Consider the following 23177-nt stretch of genomic DNA (forward strand, 5'->3'; position numbering starts at 1 on the left):
CTGGCACCCTATCTACTATGCATAGCTTTGGCATTGTCTGGATGCATGGGCAGCCCGGGGGCAGATATCAATGATTTTTTCATATCATCTAATCCTCCCAGTGAGCCGGAAGTGACACTCAAGTTTTATTTTGGCGGAGAGAAAAAAGCAGCGACCGATGAAGTATGGACGGCAGTCAGCGAGTACGTAAAAGACAAAGGACTGAATGTAAAGTTTTCTATTCATTTCATTTCCTGGCCTGAATATCCGGAGAAACTTCTAGTTATGGCTGCCGCCGGTGATCGATGGGACCTTAATTTTGATTCGGATTCTTCATTCAGAGAGATGGCTTCGCGGGGCTCTTATATGCCCTTGGATAAACTTTTACCCGAGTATGCGCCAAACCTCTATAAGAAATATCAGATGAATGGTAACCTGCGATCTACTACGATGAACGGAGATATTGTCGGAATGCCATGGTCTATCAAAATGAATCAACGTCCATATGCCGGATGGCGGGTAGATCTCGCAGAGAAAGCGGGGATTTATCGGGAACCGGAATCGGTACAGACGGTTCAAGATGTGGACGTACTCTTACATGAACTAAAGCGCGCTTATCCGAACAATAAAGTGACTCGTATAACAGCACTTCCATTCTATCTCGTGCGGGAGGAGTGGCTGGATTTGGGGTTTCATGGACTAGGTATTAATCTGAATGACCCTAATCATAAAGTGCAGGCCATTGAGCAGCAACCCTTCTATGTGGAAGCCGCAGCGATGAGCAAGAAATGGTATGAAGACAAGATTTTGAGTCCAGAATCACTGATTGACCGAGCAGACAGTTCCGATCAATGGCGCAATGGTAAAGTGTTATTTACACTTACCTCGCATGAATGGGCACATGCTACTGATCAGGGTTTTGTTGATCCAAACTATCGCCAGCAAATGTCTCTTCTGTACCCGGATAAGAAACAGGTCAACCGCAGTCCAATTTCGAACGTTGTTGCCATTAACCGTAACTCGGAGCATGCCGAATTGGTGCTGCAATTTCTCGATATGATGGAGACCGATCGAAAACTGTATGACTTAGTGATCTACGGCATTAAAGGCAAGACGTATCAGATGGACGGGGAACAGGTGGTTTATCCGCACAACTTAAGTGATTCGACAAGCAACTATATGGGCTGGGGCGGACAATGGGCGCTTTGGAATTCGCGATTCATCAGGTCCACGGAGACATACCCTGGGGATTTCTGGGGCGAGGAAGCACGGTTTGCCAAAATACCAGTCAATTTGGATTCGCCGTTAGAAGGCTTGCTGCTTAGTGATTATGCGATCAGCAAGGAAGTTGAAGAACGGGTTCAGTTGTATGAAGATATGGGTCGGTCCATTGAATTCGGATTGGTATCTGATGTTAAGGAGGCGGTATCGAATTACCGAATAAAACAACAGAACATCGGGCTTGATAAAATCATTGGCGAGGTGCAGCGGCAAGTCGATCTGAATCTGGCGTCGAATCACCCTGACTAACTTCCGGGAGGCTTACTTCATGATTAATGTGTTAATTGTTGATGACGAGTATGAAATTCGTGAAGGTCTTCGTAAGCGCTTTCCTTGGCATGAATATGGGGTTGGAACAGTCCGCTCTGCCTCCGATGGCGACGAAGCACTACAGATTGCACAGGAGTACAAAACCGATTTGATCATTACGGATATCAAGATGAACCGGATGTCGGGACTTGAACTGCTCAGTGAATTGCAGATGAGGGAACCTAAGGATTGGAAAGCGATTTTAATTAGCGGATATGATGATTTTTCCCTGGTAAAGCAGGCGATTCATCTGGGTGCTATCGACTACATATTGAAACCCATCAACATGGATGAAATGGAACGGATTGTGCGCAAGGCAACGGATCACATCAGGCGTGAGAGGTTAGAGGAGCAAAATAAAACGAATATTGCGTACCAGGTTCAATTCGCTGTTCCCATATTGCAAGAAGAACTCCTGCGTGAAGTGGTAGAAAACGAATATAATCCGTATCGAGAAACCCGCATCACTCATCGGCTGAAGTCCTTGCATTTGGACTGGATGAAAGAATCTCCCTTGCTGCTGATGGTCGTTGAAGGAGATGATCTGAAGGCGCTGGTCAATATGCAAATGCTGACGGCTGAGAAAGATCTTGTACTCTTCGGGATTGGCAATGTGGTCAGCCAGACACTGGCTGAAGAATTGAATGTACCCGCAGCATTGTTCAAGGATACCACGGACCGTTGGGTGGCAGTGATCAGTTGTTCTGATCCAAAAATACTGGAGTTATGCAAATCAGTGGCTGAGATCTGTTTGCAACGGATCAATCAATTCGTAAAAGTGAAGGCCAGTATTGCAGTAAGTGCTTTCCCGAAGGAGCTAAAGCATCTTAATGCCTTGTACGTTGAATGCGTTGAATCGTTAGAGCAGAAAGTCATTTATGGGGGCAATCGATTGTTCACTGAATCCGTTGATGGGATGGACGATACTGAGAATGAGAAGATGTCCATTCGCGAACCGGCGGCAGTGCTGGATCTGGTCAGGTATGGTACAGAGAAGGATATTACTGAATCCATGAAAGGTTTCGAAGACATGGTTAAATCATGGGAGCTCTTAAGTCTGAAGGACATTCAACAGCAAATATTCCAGTGGTTAATGGGCATCTATCGAACCGCCGCATCCGCTGGTTGGCCAGACCGTTCATGGGAACGCGATCCTATTGGGTTGTGGGAACGCTTGGAACAATATGACACTTTGGAATCCCTAAAGAAGCATGTAGAAAAAAACTTGCATCTGTTAGCAATTGATTTTCATAAAATGGATAACTCATCCAGCAGAATTGTGCAGGAAGCTGCAAAATTGATCCGAACCCGTTACAACGAGAATCTGTCGTTGCAATACGTCGCATCAATGGTTCATGTTACACCGATTTGGCTCAGCAAGCTGTACAAAAAAGAACGGGGTCATACCTTTCTGGAGGATTTAACAAGTATTCGGATGATACGAGCCAAAGAATTGCTGGGGGATATAAAATATAAGATTTATCATGTTTCATATGAAGTTGGCTATAAGGATCCGGTTCACTTTTCAAAATTGTTCAAAAAGCATGTCGGGGTGACACCGAAAGAATTCCGTAGATTACGGGGGATTTTGGATGATTAATGCTTTTCTTCGCCTGGCATCTTCCTTTCGTAACCGTATGATTTTGATCTTTCTCTCGATAACGATCATCCCCTTCATCCTATTCTCTGCATATGCCCATACCAAATCAATAGAAGGCATTCAGCAAGCCAATATTACATTCTCGATGAGTTATCTGGAGCAAGCCAAGATAAACGTGGAAACTTATTTAGCTCAGTTAAACGAAGGTATCAATAGCTTGATCGGTGACAAAACATTGCAGTATTTATTGGAGAGGCCGCCGTTAAGTCCAAAGGAAGAAGAGACGAACTCCGTTGATATGCTGAGTATCGTGTATGAAAAGAAAAAACAGATGGATGCGCTGCGGATTCGAGTATATCCACTAATTCCAGCAGATTATCCAACCTATATGAGAGCTTTGGAGGAATCTGCCTCGGTTGGTGAAGAAGAATGGTTTCGGCAAGCAGCGGACAGTAACGTGCCATATTGGCAATTATCAGTAAGTGATGGTCCGAATCGGGGCCCGTTGTTGTCTTATATCAAGACGTTCACAAGTCTGCACAGCAGGACGCCTCGCGGCATTGTGGTAACGGATCTGGCTGACAATCATCTAAGCCGATTCTTTTCACCTACCAAACGGCTGCAAAGGCAAAAATTTCTGATCATTGATGATAAAGGGGCCATTCTTTTTGATTCGGCCGGGAACGAATGGACAGGTGATGTTTTACCTTCTCCACAACTGCTGGCCAAGCGCAATCTGTATAACGAAGGCGTTGAGAAATTGTCGATCTATGATCAAGAGCATTTGATCACTTTCGTCCGGATGGACAGCCTCCCCTGGACGATTATCAGTCTGACTCCGATGGATGCTCTAGTGGAGCCCGTTATGGAGATGAATCGGCTGCTCCTTGTCATTATTATTGTCTATTTACTTGTATCCATTGGCGTCGTTATTTATCTTACCCGAAATTTCACACAGCCTGTCCTTCGATTGGTACGTCTGATGAAAAAGCTTGAAGAAGGCGATTTTGGAATGTACATCCCGCATCAGGAACGCAAGGACGAGATAGGGTGGCTGTTTCGTGGATTCGGCAGCATCGTACGTAAAATCGAGGATTTGATTGCGCAATCCACCCGAGCCGAACGGAGCAAGAAAGAACTTGAATTTCAAGTGCTCAGTCATCAAATCAATCCGCATTTTCTGTACAACACGCTGGAATCGATCCGCTGGAAAGCGGAGAATCATGGACGAAATGATATTGGTGAAATGGTGTCCGCATTAGGCAATTTATTGCGTCTCAGTCTCAATCAGGGCAAGGATATTACGACAGTTGGTCGTGAGATCGATCAGGTGAAGGCTTACGTGCAAATCGAACAGGCTAGAATCGGCATGCCACTGCGGGTGGTGTACTTTTTTGATGAGGATATGCTGAATATAACGTTCATGCGCCTTTTACTGCAGCCTCTGGTTGAGAATGCGATTCATCACAGCATACGTGGGAATTTCGAGCATGGCAAAGTTATACTCTCCGGACGAATAGAAGAGAAGAATCTGGTCATTGAAATTACAGATAACGGGAAGGGAATACCCGATTCAGTTATACAGGCATTGGAGGAGGAATCTGAGGATCAGAAGATGAATGGGCGATCTGGTGTCGGCCTGCGCAATGTAAATGAGCGGTTAAAGATTTATTTCGGTTTAGAGTATAAATTACAAATCGAATCCAAGGAGGGGATAGGCACCCGAATTACGATCCGGCATCCAATTATGAAGGAGAAACTAGAGAATGAGAATGGAGCATAAATCGGTTTAATTCTCCGTTTTACTTAAGCCATTTATGGCGCTTTTTCGATATGCTAGCGGAACTAATCCTATGTGTTTGCGAAAAAGGGATGAGAAGTAGCTCAGACTTTGAAAGCCACAGGCAAGTGCGATTTCACTTACAGATCTTTTGGTTTCCCTCAACATCTCACAACTTTTATGAAGGCGGTATCGAGTTAGATAGTTGTTGGGAGTTTGACCCACGTATTTATTAAATAAAGTACAGCAGCGGCTTCGACAAACGGCTCCTGAGGACGCAATGTCTTCAAGAGTTATTTTTTGCTCGTAGTTTTGATGAATGAATCGAGTCATTTGCTGAATATTTGTCCATAATTGCACATCGTGGCTATCTCCCACCTTCGGTTGCAAGTGATCTCCAATACCAGCACATAAAGATAAAGCCTGAGAAGTTAAGCGGAACGGATTTGGAGCAAAGCTATTATGCATTTCAGCATAGATCGCTTGAATGGATAACAATATCTCGTGCTGCCAGGAGATCTGTTCTGCTAGTAATACAAAATCATCCATGTTTGGACCAAACTTCTCTTCCCAGTAAGCTCGTATGAACGAACCTTCCCCGATGAGAGAGGAATGGATCACTATAACGATAAATGAACAATTACAATGACTGTGAGAAAAACCAAAATGCAAACGATGGCTATTCACAAAAATCCCATTTCCTTGCTCTAATTTAATGGTCTGTCCGTTAACAGAATACTCCATGGAGCCTTCCAGAATGTAAATGAACTCAACATCCGAATGCCAATGAGCGGCAGCTGCAAAATTATCAAATTCATTCAAGCTTCCTCTCCGGACATACAAGGGTAGGTCAGGTAGATTATAATTCAATCTTTCCGATAAATCAGAAAATACCTCTAAATTTTTCATCCAACAAAGCGCCTCCAATAAATATACGATTTTGACAAAAGTATAGCCAATATTTATGGAAAGGACAATGAATTTATCCTATCTTGATAATATGGATACCAACAGAGAGGAGTGGATGTACGTTAAAAAGAAAAAGCGCATACAGTTAACTACTCCTATGACGCGAGATTTTAATAAGGAATTAATCACGCTTGTCATTCCCATTGCATTACAAAATCTAATCTCAGCCACAGTCATATCAGCTGATGTAGTTATGTTGGGAATGATTAGCCAATCTACAATGTCGGCCGTATCGCTAGCGGGACAAATCACCTTCGCATTAACATTGTTTTACATGGGAATGGCTACGGGAGCAGGGGTTTTGACTGCACAATATTGGGGGAAGAAGGATGTACAAACCATACAGCGTATTCTCAGCACTGCCTGCTTGTTCTCATTTAGTATCTCTATTTGGTTTTTTTTAGTATCTTTTTTATATCCTGAAACGTTAATGCGTTTTTTTACAAATGATAGTGAATTAATTCGATTTGGTTCAATATTTCTAAAGATGAATTCGTTTTCTTATCTTGCAATGGGCATTTCACAAATGTATCTTAGCGTGATTAGAAGTATGGAAAATGCAAAACTAAGCGCTTGGATTAGTTCACTATGTTTAATGTTAAACATTTTGTTTAATGCGTTATGTATCTTTGTCCTTTTCCCAGACAGACCTGAAATGGCAATCATGGCGGTAGCTCTTGCTACAGTTTTAGCTCGATTTATTGAGTTGGGCTGCTGTGTTATATATTCAGTGACGAGAGGATCGATTCGTTTTCGTTTTCCCATATGGGATGGAATTCAGCGCAATCTCCTAAAGGATTTCCTGAAATACACCATGCCTGTACAAGGCAATTACATTGTTTGGGGAGGGGCACTAACTGCGACTGCCGCAATTATTGGACATGTAAGTGCTGATATGGTTGCAGCGAATTCTGTTGCATCCGTGGTTAAGAATTTAACCATTGTCCTGTGTGGAGGTATTGCTAGTGGGGGATCTATATTGGTTGGGAAATATCTAGGTAAAGGGGAGATCGACAAAGCAAAACAGGTAGGAAGCAGAATGAATCTTTATGCTTTACTATTTGGAATAATAGCAGGATGTACAATTATCCTGATAAAACCGCTTGTTTTCTCCGTAGTAAATCTAAATGTCATTTCTCAAAACTACTTGGATGGAATGTTATATATCAGTGCATTTTATTGTATTGCTAAATCCATTAATGCAACTAATATCTCAGGAATATTTACTGCAGGTGGTGACTCTAAATTTGGCTTTTGGTGTGATTCGATTGTAATGTGGGGTATTATTTTGCCGCTTGGTTATCTCTGTGCTTTTGTCTGGCACGTATCACCCCTGGTATTATATATCGTCATTAGTTTGGATGAGATCATTAAGTTGCCATTGGCATTTTACCGTTATCGCCAATTCAAATGGCTAAATAATATTACAAGGACTTTTTCACCAGTAGGTTAAGAAATAGACGGTCAAAGAATGTAAGGTCAACTAAAATAAATAGATTAGATTAAATTCAGAGGAGACTAAGGCATGAATATTACAGAACGAATGGCAAGCCGACAACTGTTTACGGATCACGATGCGAATTATCCACAGGAAGCTTCTGATCTGGCTCGGGCGCGTCAACGAGGAAAGGCACTATGTTATGAGATCAATCGCTTACATCCCGATGATATTGAAATGCGTAAGACTCTGATGGAACAACTTTTCGGTAGTATTGGTGAAAATGTTTGGATGGAACCTCCTATTCGGATGTCGTATGGATCAAACACTACAGTAGGCAACAATGTCTATATCAACTTTAATTTAACTGTTGTTGATGACTATAAAGTCACGATTGGAAACGATGTCATGTTTGGTCCGAATGTCACGATTGCTGTAACCAATCATCCAGTACATCCAGAAAAGCGCAAAGAAGGTGGAATGTTCGCCCTACCGGTAGTCATCGAGGATGGCGCATGGATCGGTAGCTGCGCTGTGATTGTGCCAGGAGTTACTATTGGTGCGGGTAGTGTGATCGGTGCAGGAAGCGTGGTAACCAAGGATATTCCTAGTAATGTTATCGCTGTGGGTAATCCCTGCAGGGTCCTTCGTGAAATCACCGATCATGACAGAGAGTATTACTACAAAAACATGCGTTTCGACCAAGTCGAATGGTAGTGGATAACCAAGCAAATAATCAAATCTAACGTGGGCCGACTTAGACGTTACCTGGTAAGGAGAGAATATGGAAGAATGATGCCATTCATTGTTGAAATCATTATATCTGTATGTATTTTGATTGGATTATATTGTGTAGTAGGTAGGTTATTGGAATCCCCACGAGTTGTCAGTTACGCAGAGCATCTAGAAGAAGAATTTGAAAGAAATCTTAATCTTTATGAAGACAACACAAATTGAATATTAAAGTATAAGATCTATAGATATAAATTGCTTTTATCCCCTTTTCGTAGACAAGAAAAAAAAGACATCTGTTAAGATGGACTTAATCTTGTCTACGAAAAGGGGATTTTTTCATGGATAAAAAAGGAAAATATTATCAATGGTGTGGCCAAAAGAGTCGACTTGTATATGGATTGAACTAACGCATTGGATAGTTTAAGCTTATTCACACTGGTTTATCATAGATCGTATTTAAATACATTAAAGAGCCGATTCTTTTCTTATGAGGAAATCGACGTTTCATTAGCCAAAAACACGATGACATTCAAATCACATTGAAATAGGGTGGAAACATGGATAAAGGATTTACATTAGCTAATCAACTATTAACGCTGCTTGATACGGAACAAAGATGGTTTACCTTAGCCGAAGTTGAGAAAAGTTTAGGTATCTCCGATAAAACCATACGTAAGATGGTTGAGGAAATCAGTAAGCAATTACCCCCTACGGTAACCATAGAAGTTTCTAGAGGAAAGGGAATCGTTCTTCTGCGTGATGGACGAAGTGAGACGATGAGTGAAGTGATTTCTTCAATGTTCAGACAAACCATCTTTTATCGACTGATGAATGTATTGTTCACGAATGTGGATCGACTGTCCGTGGAGGAGCTTGCCGGAGTCATGTTTATGAGTACCTCGTCATTGAAGAAACTGATCGTGCAATTAAATAATAATGATCTAAAAGCGTATAAGTTACGCATTACATATTCAACCCCGATGATCAAAGGGAATGAAATGAATATCCGATATTTCTATTGGAAGTTATATTGTGATGCGTATGAGTTCACAGGATGGCCCTTTGCGAATGTCGATTTTGCATATATCAATCAGTTAATCACAAATACAGAGAATGAGAAAAATATTGTGTATTTTATCAATTCCAAACGGAGATTATCCTTTTTGTTGGCCATTGTTGTGGAAAGAGTAGCTAAAGGGAAATACGTAAAAATCGACGAAAGTGCTTACCCTTGGGAAAAGGGGATGTTTTATATGCCTGTGAAGACCCTTGCCAAGAGTCTTGGAGAGAAGCTTTCCATTGATTTTCCCCATAGTGAAATTTACTTTATGCAATCCCTGGTCAGTCTCAGCCAATATCATTATTATGAAGGATCAGAAATAACGCCGATGAAAGAAGTTGAATTGCATAAGGACAAAGAAGAATATCAAATGGGTAATCTGCTTCTAAGGCTACTAGCCAAAATATACCCTAACTTGGAGATGGAAGAACGATTTCTATTGGAGATATACGCGTTCTTTGACAAGTTATTAATCGATAATGCAATTCCTGAATGGATGATGATTTCACAAAGTAATTTAACGGCTTATGTTCAAAAGGAATGCCAGCAGCTTTATCAAGAACTGCAAACCTGCATGCAAACGTGGAGTAAAGCTTATCCTGCCGTCTTGTACAATAATTTTCATTTAACCAAGCTAACCTTAATTGTTCGTTCCAATTTACGTTATAAAAGGAAAAGGGCCTTCTTGGTAATTGGAGAAGAATTTTCAATTCGGCATTACATAGCGGATTTGATCAAGAAGGAAATTGGGGATCAACTGATCATCAATACTTCCATAATGAAAGGGCTCTCCGACGAAATGATGCAGCAACATCAGATTGATTTTGTCATTAGTAATATCCCTGTTGCATTGCAGACCGTGCCTGTTGTTATTATCTCTACGATCCCGTCTAAAAGAGATCTGGACAATATTCGTAAAGAATTACTTTTATAATTTGATCAATTATTTCCCGTATCCTTCGTAAGATTTTGGTCTAGTTTGTTATGCTGAAAAATCTTATGCTCAATGTACTTTCCGAACAGATTTTCTTGAAGGCAAGCGGAAGAGATTTCGGTAAGCCTGAGTTCAACATTGAGAGTAGGAGGCAGAAATATGAGTAGGCATTTAGGCGCGAAAAAAGGAGAAATAGCGGACATCGTTTTGCTTCCAGGAGATCCTTTACGTGCAAAATTTGTAGCAGAACACTTTTTAGATGAGGCCAATTGTTATAACGAAGTAAGAGGCATGTATGGGTACACTGGATTATACAAGGGGATACGGGTATCAGTTCAGGGGACAGGGATGGGAAATCCATCGATGAGCATCTATGCAACGGAATTGATTGTCGATTATGAAGTGAAGAAATTGATTCGTATTGGTACATGTGGCGCGATGCAGAAAGAAATTAATATCCGCGATATTGTAATAGCCCAATCCGTGTCTTCAGATAGTAATATGACGGATAAGATCTTCCATGGCTGTAATTATGCACCTACAGCAGATTTCTCATTGTTAATGAAAGCGTATCAACAAGCACAAGCTAAACAAGTAAATGTCTTTGTCGGCAACATCTATAACTCCGATGAATTCTACCGTGAGAGCTTAGATCGACTTCACAAGTTTATGGATTTTGGTGTATTAGGAGTTGAAATGGAAAGCACAGCCCTATATACGTTAGCCGCTAAATATGGCGTGAAAGCGCTATCTATTTTGACAGTAGGTAGTCAATTGTTAACACAGGAGCACTTAACTCATCAAGAAAGTGAACAATCATTTTATGAAATGGTCGAAATCGCTCTTAACACAGCCATTGAGAGCTAATCTACCGATAAGAGTAGTGTAGTAAGAAAAGAGAGTGAGAAAGAAATGAAGGTAGTACTGTCTGGATTGCAGTGGATGATTTTTATGATCGCAGGTGCAATTGCTGCGCCAATTGCTATCGCAGATTTATATAACCTAACACCCATGGAGGCTTCTGGACTTATCCAGAGCACACTAATTACTTTAGGAATAGCTGGATTTTTACAAGGCGTCATCGGCCATAAATTCCCTATTCATGAAGGTCCAGCAGGGTTATGGTGGAGCATTTTCACTATTTACGCAAGTTTAGTGGGGGTATTGTATTCTTCGAATATTGCTGCCCTGCAAGCTTTAAGTGGGGGAATGATCTGTAGTGGAGTTTTATTTATCCTAATCTCAGCATTTAAGCTGATGGATAAAATCGCTCGTCTATTTACGCCAACGGTCACTTTTATATATTTGCTCTTATTGATCTTTCAATTAAGCGGTTCTTTTATGAAAGGTATGATGGGGATCACGTCCAGCCACACCTTGTTAGATGTTAAAGTGTTCGTGCTGAGTGTGATTGTGATTTGCATTACCTTTGGGTTAGGGAACAGTCGCTTTGTTTTGCTGCGCCAATTTTCAGTAATAATCAGTATATCGATAGGCTGCTTATTGTTTATCATATGCGACAAGATGCCGGTGATTTCACCGGCGGATACACTATTTAAACTGCCAAAACTATTTCCTTTTGGAAGTCCAAGATTTGATAGCGGGACAGTCACAACTGCCTTTCTATTAACACTATTGTTAATAACCAATGCGCTTGCGTCTATTCGGTTGATGGAGACCGTTATGAAACAAAAGAAATTGGACCATAACCGTTATTTGCGTGCCGGATTTACTTCTGGCATTACCCATTTTATTGGTGGCAGTTTCGGAGCGATTGGCTCAGTGCCTATTTCGGGAGCGGCGGGATATGTTGAACAAACAGGAATGAGGGAACGGAAATCGTTTTTAATTGGATGCATCTTAGTCAGCTCTGTATCCTTGTTTCCGCCAATAATGAACGTAATATCCGGTATTCCAGCGCCTATAGGCTATGCCGTTACATTCGTTATCTTTGTGAAGATGGTTGGATTATCGCTGAAGGAATTGAAGAAGGTTCTGCATGAAGAACGAACATTTGTTGTTAGCGGAGTTTCTCTTTTAGTAGGTGTGGGTTTAATGTTTATTCCTACATCCGCTACGAGCCATTTATCTCCGATTGTAATAGCCATTTTGAATAATGGGTTAATTTGCGGAAGTCTATTGGCGATTATTTTGGAACAAGGGTTAATGTGGAAAGATGCAAATCGATATGAGGATTCCAAAAAAAAGTATCGATAATTTGGAGGGTTAATTATGCATTATCTAATTTCTGTTGTTGGTCTGGTTATTGTTCTATTACTAGCCTGGCTTGCGAGTAATAATAAACGGAAAATCAAATATCGTCCAATCATCATAATGATTGTTATTCAGTTAGGTTTGGGATTAATTATACTAAAAACGAGTATAGGCGAATTCTTAATTAAAGGGTTTGCCGATAGTTTTTCGAAATTACTTGGATATGCCAACGAAGGAACGAACTTTGTTTTTGGTGGGATTGCCAATGAAGGAGCTCATACCTTTTTCCTGTTTGTGTTGATGCCAATTGTTTTTATGTCAGCATTAATAGGAATCCTGCAACATTACAAAATACTGCCGTTCATTATCAAGTATATTGGTCTGGTGCTAAGTAAAGTAAATGGCATGGGGAAATTGGAATCTTATAATGCGGTTGCAGCCGCAATTGTAGGACAGAATGAAGTATTTATTTCTGTGAAAAATCAGCTTGGATTATTGCCAAAACATCGCTTGTATACATTATGTGCATCTGCAATGTCAACGGTATCCATGTCCATTGTTGGTTCATATATGACGATGCTGGAGCCTAAATATGTAGTAGCTGCATTAATTTTAAACCTATTTGGCGGCTTTATCATTACATCCATCATTAATCCGTATGAAGTTACAGCAGAAGAAGATATCGTTGAAGTTAAGGAAGAGGGCAAACAAACGTTTTTTGAAATGCTGGGCGAATATATTATGGATGGATTTAAAGTAGCCATCGTAGTTGGGGTAATGTTAGTTGGTTTTGTTGGAATCATTGCTTTAATTAACGGGGTCTTTAGTGGCATATTTGGAATATCATTTCAGGGAGTTCTAGGGTATGTCTTTGCACCAATTGCCTTTATGATCGGTGTGCCATGGCATGAAGCGGTTCATGCGGGGAGTATCATGGCAACGAAGCTGGTTGCGAATGAATTTGTTGCCATGCTAGACTTTGTTAAGATTCAAGACGGTTTAAGTGGGCGTACTACAGCTATTGTTTCCGTTTTTCTAATCTCATTTGCTAACTTTGGGTCCATTGGTACTATCGTGGGTGCAGTAAAAGGGCTGAATGAAAAACAGGGGAATATTGTTGCTCGCTTTGGATTGAAGCTGTTATATGGCGCAACACTTGTAAGCGTTTTATCCGCTATAATTATCGGAATTATATTTTAGTTGAATCATTTCTATTTTGAATACCATTGAACTCGAAATGGAGCTGTTCCAAAAAGACAGTTGATGTCAGAGGGACATAAAAATTATCACATTAAAAGTCGCTAATTTTAGCGGCTTTTTTTTTCGTCTGTTTGCTCATATTCGGGACGACGTACCGGTTGCTGTCATATAGTCACGAGCGGTCAGACCGGGGTTTTCAACCTGAACTGTACATTGAATAATTACAGACTGTCAGTCCAATACGTCCGATCGAGGGAATCGGCTCACTCACCGATCAACACATTAAATTTAAGAAAGTATATATTGACAGCAGAAAAAATGTGTATTACATTTAACTCCGTACTTTTTAAACATTTATATTTAAAAAGTATCTTTGAATGAAAATAGGTACCATATGTTGGTTATTCTTCACTTCACAATGGGTTAGATCAGCGTCTACGGAAGTTACATATTTAGCATACATATTCAATATTTGATTTAGGGAGGACAATTTAGATGGCTTTATTATTTAAAAATCGGGGCGCTCTGCTGCTTCTGATGTTTAACCTATTTTTAGTTTTTGCTGGTATCGGTTTGGTCATACCAGTGATACCGCAATATATTACTATTTTAGATATTAACGGTACGATTGCTGGCATGCTTACTGCTTCCTTTGCATTTACACAGTTGATTTTCTCACCACTGGCGGGACGATTATCCGATTCCTTAGGACGCAAGCGAATGATTGTCGCCGGAATGCTAGTTTTCGCCTGTGCCGAAGTGATATTTGGGTTAGCCGACTCAGCTTTGCTGCTTTTTGTATCCCGGATGATGGGTGGCGTTAGTGGAGCACTCATCATGCCAACGGTTATGGCTTATGTTGCGGATGTAACCTCCGAGGAAGATCGTGCGAAGGGAATGGGATTCATTAATGCCTCGATCTCGACAGGCTACATCATTGGCCCCGGCATCGGGGGCTATATTGCCGAATTCGGCATTCGTGTTCCGTTCTATGCTGCGGGGGTTGCTGGTCTAATCGCTGCGATCCTTACTATGATTGTCCTGCCGGAATCTCTTTCATCCCTTGTAAAGGGTAATGGGAATAGCGACAAAGCAATACCTAATCTGGAACCCAAAAGAAGTCTAATTCAACAGTTGCGGTTTACATACCGCGAGCCCTATTTTATCAGTTTAATTATTGTGTTCGTCATGTCCTTTGGACTTGCCAACTATGAAGCGGTATACGGTCTGTTCGTTGACCATAAGTTTGGTTTCACACCAAAGGATATTGCCTTCATTTTCACATTCGGCTCTATTGGGGGCGCGTTGATTCAGTTAACCATTTTCGGTTGGATTATAAGCCGTTATGGTGAGAAAACAGTCATTACAGTCTGCTTGATCCTTGCCGGGGTATTTGTTCTGTTGACGTTGTTCGTACACCAATACTGGCTGATCTTCGCCGTCACCTTTGTTGTCTTCTTGTCCATCGATATTTTGCGTCCGGCCATCAGCACTCAAATGTCCATGGTCGCAAAAGAACATCAAGGATATTTGGCTGGACTTAACTCCGCTTTTACCAGCCTTGGCAATATCATCGGGCCGGTAGTAGCTGGACTGATGTTTGATATCAATGTTAACTACCCTTATGTGGTTGCCGGAATCATCCTGATTCTTTGCTTTGGGCTTTCACTGCGCACAGGAATAAAGCGCGTACAGCGTGTACGAACTTAATGAATTGAGCGGACTGTGGAGGATGGTCCAGAGATTAAGATTCGAATGTAAGGTTCGTTTAGTTGTAAGCAGGGAAACGATAGCTCAATATAACCACAAAAAGCATCCGATCAATGTGATCGAATGCTTTTTGTTTACTGCAATTTCGTGTAGGTTCAGTTCATTTTGCCTATACCTCACGATGTATGGTGCCATCCTCGTCGACTAAGGTCCCTAGAATATCAAAAACTAAAGTTTCGATCACCATACATTGATTTTGTTCGGGAAATAAGCTTTAGCTGAGTTTAAGCCACTTTCAAGCATGTTCACAAAAGGAGGACAATTCAGGAGGGCTGTGGAATAAATATACAAATTTACTGAAATTGGAGGTTATGAAATGACGTTTCCGACACATATTGTCTCATCAGGTGGAATTGTAGAAGATGGAAATGGAAATATCCTATTAGTAAAAGCCCATGATGATGGTTGGGTGTATCCTGGTGGTATAACTGAAGTTGGAGAAAATCTGATTGATGGTGTGATTCGTGAAATAAAAGAGGAAAGTGGAATTGACGCTGAGGTTAACCATTTAATTAATGTTGTTTCGAATACAGCGATACATAAGTGGTATGACGGTGTGACGGATGTTCCCACAAAGGTTATGTTTGATTTCGTGTGCAAAGCTGTAGGTGGAGAGTTAGCGACTTCTGATGAAACGAGCGAATGTAGGTGGGTTCCAAAGGAAAATGTTCTGGATTGGATTACATTACCCGCCATCCGCATGCGTTATGAAGCATATTTGAACTTTAATGGCTCTGTGAATTATATCGAATACGTCACTGGGAATATGTCAGAATGTGATGTCAAGCTTCAAAAGCGTGTTTAATTGTACGAGGGTTTGCGTTTAAAAAACTTTGCACTAACGAGTAACGATAGATCAATAAAATCAAGAAGGCAGCTAATCAACGTGATTAGCTGCCTAAAATCATTAAAAAATAATTTAAATTACCTAGTTCTATATCATACTAATTAACCATGTGATTGATGTATTGCTGTGATAATATGTCTAAATGTACTTACAACTGAATAGGCAAACCTATGGAAACGTAGGGACGCAAAGCTACAGGGACTAAAGTTTCAAGTTTTATGACAATGTCAGCCAGTTGCCAAAGAGTATATGATGCTTTTTGTTCTTTGAAGTTTATAAAAGGTGAAGTCTTCATCTTTTAATAGCTTTGCGTGCAATAAAACTACTCTTATGGGTAGTTTTTTTTGCGCATTTTAGGTCAGTTGTCATAACTATCATTCATCAGGAGGAAACAATTATGAAAAAAATGATTGCAATCGCTACATCTGCAGCACTACTCGTTGGCCTGTCAAGTGAAGCAGGGTATGCTGCAGCAAGTCAACTATCCAGTGTTTCTAATGCTACTGTGACAAACCAGGCAGGGGATCGTGGCACTATTGTACCCACTGTGGCATCCGTTAAACTGTTTGATTTATACGGAAAAGACATTTTAAATGCTTATAATGATGTCTTTAAAATGAACACTACTCATATTAAGTCAATCACTAATAATGGGGGGAACTACTCAAGTTCTACCATAAATAAGGCGATTGATGGAGATATAAATACACACTGGGAAACAGGTAAACCCAATTCTTCAACATTTACAAATGAGGTCGTACTTCTTTTGGATGAATCGACTACATTAAATAGAATCGTGTACGCAGCTAGACAAACTGGAGCTAAAGGGAAAGGATTCGCTCAAGAGTTTGAGATTTACAGTTCAATGACGGATGCAGGCGATGATTTCACGTTAGTATCCACGGGGGAGTATAAAGGCTCCACAGGTGACGTAGTTGAAATGAAATTTGCGCCAACAGCATTTAAGCGAATCAAGTTTGTCTTCAAGAAGGCAAATCAAGATTGGGCGAGTGCGGCTGAGTTTGCTTTTTATAAAGAAGATGCTCTGTCGGATAAGATGAACAAACTGTTTACGGATAATACATATAGTCAGGTTAGCGGAGAGTTTAACACAGTAGAGAAAATAACTGCTTTGGAAAATGAGGCAAAGTCCCATCCTTTATATTCACAGTTTAAAGCTCAGCTTGATGTAGCCCAAAAGATCGTGAGCGGTGAACTGCAAACCGCAGGAATGATCATTACAGCTGAACAACATGGCGATATGAAGAAGCATGCGCAGCAAAACTTAAGATTTAGCATGGGCACCAATAACCAGCCTACCGGACTTGTAGCTATGCCGGGCGATACGATTAACGTATATGTGGATGTCGATTCTACTGATAAAGTGCCTTCATTAATCTTTTCGCAGCAAGAAGGTGCTTGGAATAGCTGGGCAAAAGGAGTGCAATTGCGTCTTGGAAAAAATACGATCGTGGTACCTGAAAACCCTACAACCAGTGCTTACGCCCATGATGTAACAAAAGGTGGACCTATCTACATCGTTAATCCTTATACGTCTGAAGAACAAGGTCAAGCGCCTCTTATTCGTTTTGAAGGTGTAGAACGGTTCCCGATGATGACGCAGGACTCTGATCCGGCCGAATTTAAAGCTTTCTTGAACGATTATAAACAAAGATTAGATGCAGAAAAAGCAGCCCATCCGAACATTAAAGACCGTGAAATGATCGACGTAGTTGAAATGGTGAGTGATCGTATTATTTTTACAGGTACGGCTACACAAGCCTACAATGAGTTTATTACGAAGAGTCAAAATCCTGTGGCTACCTTAACGGGTTATGATGTATGGATTAATAGATTATTTGATTACTTTGGTCTAGATGGCCGCAGTGAGAACCATGATCCTAAGCTTATTCGAGAGAATATTAGATTAATGCAGCCGTATGGTGCGATGTATGCAGCAGGTGACCATACTGGAATTCAGGCTGAAACCGTACCTTTGATGCTACAAGATTTCAGCAAGGTATATCCAGGTTGGGGTTTATCGCATGAGATCGGGCACCGCATGGCTGTAGGTGAACGGGAGTATGGTGAGGTCAGCAATAACATGTTACCTATGTTGATGTCAGTAGAGCGTAATTCCATAGATACACGCATCCCATTTGAATCGGATATTTATAAATATGTTATTCAAGAAAATAAAGTAGCGATGGAACAGCAGGGTCTTTTTGCGAGACTCGGCGCATTCTGGCAATTAGAATTGGCCCATCCAGGGTACTGGGCGGAGTTAAATAGTCTATATCGAGATCGTAAAGTATCCCTTCCTAATGGGGAAAGCTCCAGACAACAATATTTAGTAGAATTCTCGTCAGAAGTATTAGGTCAGGATTTGAGCAGCTTTTTTGCTAGACACGGTTTTACAGTTAATCCCGAGACCAAAGTGAAGGTAAGCAAATACCCGGCGTCCAACAAGTTATGGTATTTAAATAATTCAGTCGTCCACTATGAAGGAACAGGGATCGCTAATAAAAATGTTCCTATCAACATCAATATTAGCTCGAATGCAGTAGCAAAAACGAATACGTTGACCTTTAATATGGATAAAGCCTACAAGGAAGATTTGCTGGGTTATGAAATATACCGGGACAATGTCTTAGTTGGATTTACGGGTACGGACCAATTTGTAGACACCAATGTCAATATGGCTCAAAACTATACCTATAAGATCATTGGCTATGATAAAAAATTGAATGCCCTGAGCCCGGTAGAGGTTAAGGCATTCAAACCAATGCTATCGGTTGAAGAGCATATTACGCTCAAGCTGAATCAGGCTTTTGATCCAATCAGCTACGTTAAGGCAGCGAATTATCAAGGGAAAGATCTTACCGATACTATCGCTGTAAAATCAAATAACGTGGATATCACGACAAAAGGAAATTATGAGGTTGTCTTTGAAATCAAGAATGAAGGAACTACCGAAACCAAAACGGCGCACGTAACCGTAACAAGTGATTATGTGTACGCCTCCGATCTGGATACGGCATCAGCTAGTGTAGGCTGGGGCTCCTTGAAGAAGGACAAGGCACCATCAGGTAGCGCAATTACTTTAGTAAGACAAGGTCTAGCTGCAATGTATACTAAGGGGTTAGGTGTTCATGCCAACTCTGAAGTTGTGTACAACATTGAAGGCAAAGGGTATGACTTTTTCGAGAGTTATATTGGTATCGATCAGGCTGTGAAAGGTAATGCAGCTTCCTCTGCAACGTTCGAAATCTACGTCGATGGGGAACAGAAATTTAGCAGTGATGTGTTCAAATCGAGTACAGAACATGAATTTGTACAGATCCCTGTAACAGGCGCAAGAGAAGTGAAGCTCGTCACAACCGATGCGAACCACAATGGAAATACAGCGGATCACACGGTATGGGCAGATGCAAAGTTCACAAATAATGCTAGCCTACCTACGTTAACGGTTCCTGAAGAAATGGCTACAGTAAAGTTAAATAGTGAGTTTGATGTGCTGAAGGGCGTAGAAGCATTTGATGCCGAAGATGGTAATTTAACATCACAAGTTGAAGTGAACTTGAATGGTTTCGATCCAGGTAAGTCTGGAACGTATCAAGTCCAATTCAAAGTGACTGACAGCGATGGAAATGCCATTACAAAGACACGACAAATCGTTGTTTACAGCGCCAGCCCCTATGCAAGCGATTTGAACTGGGAGTCGGCTAAAACAGATTATAATGTGGTTAGAAAAGATAAAGCCAGTTCGAACAATCCAATCAAGTTACTCGTCAATGGTGCAATTCAAGAGTTTGAAAAGGGAATTGGAACACACGCCAATTCGGAAATCGTATATAATCTTGCCCATAATAACTACGCCTATTTTGAAACGATCGTAGGTGTCGATCGCAATATTCCGGAGCAGAATAACTCTAGCGTGAAGTTCAGTATTCTGGCAGATGGCCAAGAAGTGTATAACAGTGGATTGATGAAATATGGTACGGAAGCCAAATGGGTTCAAATCCCGCTTGCGGGTGTACAGCAATTGAAGCTAATCGTAGATAATGCAGGTAACGGAAATGCTTCTGATCATGCTGATTTTGCAGATGCAAAGTTCCTTGTACTAAATAGTGTGCCAACACTTACGATACCGAAATCGATATCGATGAAAGTAGGACAAACCCTCCAGATCGATGAAAATTATAAAGCCGTGGATGCTGAGGATGGGGATTTAACTTCTAGTGTAGTGGTTACGGGAAGAGAGCAAGTGAATTTCAATCGAGTTGGAGAATATCCAATCACTTACACTGTAGCGGATAGCGATGGTAATGTAGTGACGCAAACACGTACGATCGCTGTCGTTAACATGGAGGATTACAAGTATCTGACAGATGTTGATTGGACTTCTACCCAAAATAGCTATGCTGCTCCGCAAAAGGATATTTCGATTAGTAATCATGCTTTGAGATTAACGGATGAGAATAATCGTGAAGTAATCTATGACAGAGGCATTGGAGCACATTCGAACTCTACGATTGTGTATGATTTAAGCGATAAGAATTATGATTACTTCACGTCCTATGTGGGTGTAGATCGGCAAATGTATGGTTCTGTCGGCTCTGTAAGCTTTGAGGTTTATGTGGATGGAGATAAGAAATTCGACAGTGGAGTTATGAACTCTAGAGATCCGCAAAAATTCATTGAAGTAGACATTAACGGAGCGAAAGAGCTTAAATTAGTCGTAACAGACGGTGGAAATGGCAATGGATCTGACCATGCCACATGGGGAGATACAAAGCTACATTTTGTCAACGCGGCTAGACTATATACTGAAGATCTGGAACAAGTTGTTACAGATGCTAAAGTGATTAATCTTGATGGGTACACAGAGGAGAGTGCTGCGGCGTTCACCGCTAGCTTATCCGCCGCCGGGGAGATCCTGGCTAATAAGGAAGTTAAGCAAGAAGAAGTGGATACAGCACTAGCGGCATTACGGGCAGCAATAGCTGGATTAACCGAAGTTGATTTAACTGCGTCGATTGTCATACAAGATGAATATTTAAGAGATTCTATTAAGACAACGCTAGGAATAACGGGAGATCTAACCCTTGGCGATATGCTGAAGTTGACAACATTTAATAGTAAATCTGGAAGAGTTAAATCCCTAGAGGGGTTGCAGTACGCAAATAACTTGGTGACGTTAGATATCACAGGCAATGCAATTACGGATTTCTCGCCATTAAAAGGGTTAACCAAACTCGCTAACTTGTTGGCAAATCCTCAAATCATTGAAGTAGGAGAGCTAACGGGCCCTAGCATTGAAGTCACAAATTTGGTTACAGGAATAGATGGTAATAAAGTGATCCCCTATTCAGCAAGTGTTAGAAACAATAAAACGTTTAAAGAGACACTGATCAATGTGAGCGAATGGGAACAGAACCCCGACAAGTTCACTATAGATATGTCCAATGAAGAAAAAGGATATTACACCTTTAACTTGGTATACGAGGTAAAAGGTAATCTTATAGGATTGATCTATATGATAAATCACCAATAAACTTTGCATGCATCCATTGAAAACCGCTAATTTAGCGGTTTTTTTTGTTTGAGGAGTCAAGTTCTTGCCCCCAACTGAGGACAAGAACTTGATTCTAATCATTAAACTCAACAAATACACACTGAAAAAATACCCTCAAAGGATAGTCTTAATATCCTACAGATCGGTCCTTAGATGTCCTTGATGGATGCCGTTTGCGAAATTCTTTCGCGAATGTCTTCTTCAGTTCGTGGGACTAGAAAATCTACCATCATTTCTGCGTTTGCTTGAACTTCCTCGATGAAAGGACGGAAACTCTGATTATATTCTTGGAACGCAAGTTTATAATTCCCATGGTTTTTTTGGAAAGCATCAGCCAAGGCTGCCGCTCCATCTATTGCGAGTGATCCACCCATGCCAGCAGCCGGAGAGGCGCAGTATCCAGCATCACCGACTAGCGCTACCCTGCCTTTTGTCCACGACGGCATTTTCATTTGGCACAGCTTGTCAAAGTAAAAAGTTTTTGAGTTCTTCACTTCTTCCAGCAATTCTGGCGTTCGCCAGCCTAGTCCGGAAAATTGATTCAAAATGATATCCCGCTGCTGTTCCTCGTTTCGGTAGTCGTAAGGGAGCTCCTTCTCCGAAGAAAAGCAGAGCACGATATCGGTTTTATTGTTATAAGAGTTCAGCATGACCGCCTTGCCCGGCTCGTTGTACATCTGTGTCGTATTCTCCCGGATCAACAACTTATCCACGATCGTGATAGAGAAATACGTTTTAAGAAAATGCGAAAATTCCGCTTCCTCGCCGAAGTATAATTTTCTGACGGCCGAATGAATACCATCACAGCCGAATACCAGGTCATACGAGCGCTTTTGTCCTCCTTTGAAAACTACTTCAACGCCATTACTTTCTTCCTTTAATGACGTAATGCTATCTCCGAAAATAAACTCAACGTCATCTTGGACAGCCTCGAACATGATATCCAGCAATACATCTCGCTCGATTTCATATTCATCTTCTGCAAGCTGCTCACGGATTTCGACTCTTTCAGTGACATCATCGGAATTTTTGAATTCCATCAATTCCATGTCTATTTTGTTCGACTGGATTTGGTCTAGAAGCCCCATACGTTTCGCGATGTCGGCGGTATTTTCGCGGATATTTACAGGTGTGCCGCCTTTTTTAAGACCTCCAGCGATCTCAACAACGGTCACGTTGTAGCCAAACTGCTTCATCCAGTAGGCTGTTGAAATTCCGGCGAAACTCGCCCCGCTAACTAGAATATTTTTTTTCATATTCGTTCCTCCCATGATCCATAATATTTCTAATGATGTTGTATAGAATAAAATAGCTTTGTGAACTGAATATGAATGTAGTTATGCAAAAGCAGCCGCTAAGCGGCTGCTTTTGTTTTTCAACAGCGCGGGGTACCTTCTGAAAAGAAATTTCGATTAGAAAGTATTAATGAAATTATCGGCAATTCCGATAAAAATACCTATGTGGATTATAGAATATTGCTCTG

14 protein-coding genes and 1 riboswitch are annotated in these 23177 nt (G+C 41.0%); of the genes, 12 read left to right on the forward strand and 2 right to left on the reverse strand.

Translation table 11 applies throughout. From position 1 onward, the window contains the following. The first annotated feature begins 27 nt into the window (after positions 1-27). The 3 genes from gpAD87_RS08900 to gpAD87_RS08910 are packed head-to-tail and all read left to right on the forward strand — an operon-like array spanning position 28 to position 4952. Positions 28-1509 carry an extracellular solute-binding protein gene (locus gpAD87_RS08900; RefSeq protein WP_231952479.1) on the forward strand — a complete coding sequence of 494 codons (1482 nt, stop codon included), beginning with the start codon at positions 28-30 and terminating at the stop codon, positions 1507-1509. 19 nt (positions 1510-1528) lie between these two features. Next, positions 1529-3169, forward strand: a complete 1641-nt coding sequence (locus gpAD87_RS08905; protein ID WP_064637619.1) for a response regulator — start codon at positions 1529-1531, stop codon at positions 3167-3169. Beyond that, complete coding sequence (locus gpAD87_RS08910; RefSeq protein ID WP_064637620.1) at positions 3162-4952, forward strand: sensor histidine kinase; 1791 nt, start codon at positions 3162-3164, stop codon at positions 4950-4952. Before gpAD87_RS08905 ends, gpAD87_RS08910 begins: the two co-directional genes overlap by 8 nt. Before the next feature lie 6 nt (positions 4953-4958). Here gpAD87_RS08910 and gpAD87_RS08915 read toward each other — a convergent pair whose 3' ends face one another. Beyond that, complete coding sequence (locus gpAD87_RS08915) at positions 4959-5858, reverse strand: AraC family transcriptional regulator (protein WP_064637622.1); 900 nt, start codon at positions 5856-5858, stop codon at positions 4959-4961. Positions 5859-5949: 91 nt separating this feature from the next. Between gpAD87_RS08915 and gpAD87_RS08920 the strand changes: the two genes are divergently transcribed. From gpAD87_RS08920 to gpAD87_RS08960, 9 genes are all read left to right on the forward strand, one after another. Then, complete coding sequence (locus tag gpAD87_RS08920; RefSeq protein ID WP_231952480.1) at positions 5950-7371, forward strand: MATE family efflux transporter; 1422 nt, start codon at positions 5950-5952, stop codon at positions 7369-7371. Between the two features lie 72 nt (positions 7372-7443). Beyond that, the gene (locus gpAD87_RS08925) at positions 7444-8073 is read left to right on the forward strand and encodes a DapH/DapD/GlmU-related protein (RefSeq protein ID WP_064637624.1); all 630 of its coding nucleotides are present in this window, start codon (positions 7444-7446) and stop codon (positions 8071-8073) included. A gap of 575 nt (positions 8074-8648) precedes the next feature. Then, on the forward strand, positions 8649-10085 hold the full coding sequence (locus tag gpAD87_RS08930) for a helix-turn-helix domain-containing protein (RefSeq protein ID WP_064637626.1): 1437 nt from the start codon (positions 8649-8651) through the stop codon (positions 10083-10085). A 159-nt stretch (positions 10086-10244) separates the two neighbouring features. Beyond that, positions 10245-10952: a purine-nucleoside phosphorylase gene (gene deoD / locus gpAD87_RS08935; RefSeq protein WP_064637627.1), complete on the forward strand. Its 708-nt coding sequence runs from the start codon at positions 10245-10247 to the stop codon at positions 10950-10952. 45 nt (positions 10953-10997) lie between these two features. Continuing rightward, on the forward strand, positions 10998-12302 hold the full coding sequence (locus gpAD87_RS08940; RefSeq protein ID WP_064637629.1) for a purine/pyrimidine permease: 1305 nt from the start codon (positions 10998-11000) through the stop codon (positions 12300-12302). A gap of 15 nt (positions 12303-12317) precedes the next feature. Further along, positions 12318-13499, forward strand: a complete 1182-nt coding sequence (locus gpAD87_RS08945; RefSeq protein ID WP_063563670.1) for a NupC/NupG family nucleoside CNT transporter — start codon at positions 12318-12320, stop codon at positions 13497-13499. Positions 13500-13994: 495 nt separating this feature from the next. Next, on the forward strand, positions 13995-15209 hold the full coding sequence (locus tag gpAD87_RS08950; RefSeq protein ID WP_064637631.1) for an MFS transporter: 1215 nt from the start codon (positions 13995-13997) through the stop codon (positions 15207-15209). 376 nt (positions 15210-15585) lie between these two features. Beyond that, entirely contained in the window at positions 15586-16074 is a 489-nt protein-coding gene (locus gpAD87_RS08955; protein WP_064637633.1) for an NUDIX hydrolase, read from the forward strand. A 193-nt stretch (positions 16075-16267) separates the two neighbouring features. Next, positions 16268-16359, forward strand: a riboswitch (cyclic di-GMP riboswitch). Positions 16360-16513: 154 nt separating this feature from the next. Next, positions 16514-21673 (forward strand): NPCBM/NEW2 domain-containing protein, encoded by a 5160-nt coding sequence (locus gpAD87_RS08960; protein ID WP_064637635.1) that lies wholly within the window; start codon positions 16514-16516, stop codon positions 21671-21673. Between the two features lie 170 nt (positions 21674-21843). On the opposite strand, the gene gpAD87_RS08965 is transcribed toward gpAD87_RS08960, so the two are convergent. Beyond that, on the reverse strand, positions 21844-22950 hold the full coding sequence (locus gpAD87_RS08965) for an FAD-dependent monooxygenase (protein ID WP_064637637.1): 1107 nt from the start codon (positions 22948-22950) through the stop codon (positions 21844-21846). Between the last annotated feature and the right edge of the window lie 227 nt (positions 22951-23177).

Source organism: Paenibacillus sp. AD87, from assembly GCF_001659845.1.
GTDB lineage: Bacteria > Bacillota > Bacilli > Paenibacillales > Paenibacillaceae > Paenibacillus > Paenibacillus marchantiae.

Bases quoted from the DNA above. Each gene is read 5' to 3' on its own strand.
- gpAD87_RS08950 (WP_064637631.1), top strand. From the start codon at position 13,995: ATGGCTTTATTATTTAAAAATCGGGGCGCTCTGCTGCTTCTGATGTTT.
- gpAD87_RS08910 (WP_064637620.1), top strand. From the start codon at position 3,162: ATGATTAATGCTTTTCTTCGCCTGGCATCTTCCTTTCGTAACCGTATG.
- gpAD87_RS08965 (WP_064637637.1), bottom strand. From the start codon at position 22,950: ATGAAAAAAAATATTCTAGTTAGCGGGGCGAGTTTCGCCGGAATTTCA.
- deoD (WP_064637627.1), top strand. From the start codon at position 10,245: ATGAGTAGGCATTTAGGCGCGAAAAAAGGAGAAATAGCGGACATCGTT.
- gpAD87_RS08905 (WP_064637619.1), top strand. From the start codon at position 1,529: ATGATTAATGTGTTAATTGTTGATGACGAGTATGAAATTCGTGAAGGT.
- gpAD87_RS08930 (WP_064637626.1), top strand. From the start codon at position 8,649: ATGGATAAAGGATTTACATTAGCTAATCAACTATTAACGCTGCTTGAT.
- gpAD87_RS08915 (WP_064637622.1), bottom strand. From the start codon at position 5,858: ATGAAAAATTTAGAGGTATTTTCTGATTTATCGGAAAGATTGAATTAT.
- gpAD87_RS08955 (WP_064637633.1), top strand. From the start codon at position 15,586: ATGACGTTTCCGACACATATTGTCTCATCAGGTGGAATTGTAGAAGAT.
- gpAD87_RS08925 (WP_064637624.1), top strand. From the start codon at position 7,444: ATGAATATTACAGAACGAATGGCAAGCCGACAACTGTTTACGGATCAC.
- gpAD87_RS08940 (WP_064637629.1), top strand. From the start codon at position 10,998: ATGAAGGTAGTACTGTCTGGATTGCAGTGGATGATTTTTATGATCGCA.
- gpAD87_RS08920 (WP_231952480.1), top strand. From the start codon at position 5,950: ATGGATACCAACAGAGAGGAGTGGATGTACGTTAAAAAGAAAAAGCGC.
- gpAD87_RS08960 (WP_064637635.1), top strand. From the start codon at position 16,514: ATGAAAAAAATGATTGCAATCGCTACATCTGCAGCACTACTCGTTGGC.
- gpAD87_RS08945 (WP_063563670.1), top strand. From the start codon at position 12,318: ATGCATTATCTAATTTCTGTTGTTGGTCTGGTTATTGTTCTATTACTA.